The organism is Bartonella sp. AA86SXKL (assembly GCF_042196885.1).
Genome location: NZ_JBHIRE010000195.1, coordinates 1 through 894, shown reverse-complemented (window position 1 = coordinate 894; position 894 = coordinate 1). Strand labels below are relative to the sequence as shown.

At 47.1% G+C, this 894-nt stretch carries 1 protein-coding gene and 1 pseudogene; both read right to left on the bottom strand.

Annotated elements, in window-relative coordinates:
- Positions 1 to 722, bottom strand: a 722-nt coding sequence (locus ACFIO5_RS10935) for a DUF4815 domain-containing protein (protein WP_375705417.1), incomplete at its 3' end; no start/stop codon positions are given.
- 1 nt (position 723) lies between these two features.
- Positions 724 to 894, bottom strand: a pseudogene (locus ACFIO5_RS10930) (phage tail protein); the annotation flags it as partial.

Genomic DNA, 894 nt, shown 5'->3' with positions numbered 1-894 from the left:
AGTTCTTCATAGCGCAAAGCAGCCAAACGCTTGCGTTTGAAACCATTGATATTGGCTTCTCCCTCTTGAATACTGAACACTTGCTTTTGTCCCTCTTGCCCCAAAGCTGTGACACGGCATCCCCCCACGATATAGTGTCCATGGGCGCGATCATACGTTGCAATGGCTTGCATAGCGGGTTCAAGTAATGAGGGGGATTTTTGATCAATCAAAACACCATCTTGCAAAATATAGACCGGAAAAAAAGTCCCTTTCTGGTCATCATCTTTGAGAGCCCAGACAAGTTTTGCGACCTCGCGTGCCGCCCCGGGCTCTCCTTCTGCCAAGGAGCCTGGAACTTGTCCTAACAGTTCTGGATCATCCTCATAGGTCACCCATTTCTTTTGCAACTTTACACCGATTTCCACGCGCCCCATCATGGAAATATTCGTGAGAACAGCATTTGAGACGGGAAAGATATCGCCTGCGATATAAATCTTGCCCTCCGTTAAGGTAACGGTTTTTGTGTCTTTATTGACAAAGGCATCTGCTCGTTCAACGCGGTCTCCTTCTTGTGCCACAAGGCGCCCCAAACGGTCATGACGCCCCCTTATGATGGTTTGCATTTCATTGAGTTCACCACCTTGAAGAAAAGAGCGCCTGCCATAAAACACCACGCTTTGTTGTTCATCTTTGCCTACCGATCTATCAATTGCAAAGGGTAGTCCGCTTTCATGTTTCATGTTAAAACCTCAATAAAATCTTGAATTGTTCGCGAACATCAGCACGCAAAGGAATGTTGATGGGTGTTTTGAGAATTTCTACACCGCCACGTAGTTCATTAGCCCCTAACCAAAGTTTACCAAGGGGTGTCTGCTCTGCTGGAGTGCCATGAACGAGGAGGGAAACAGAAGC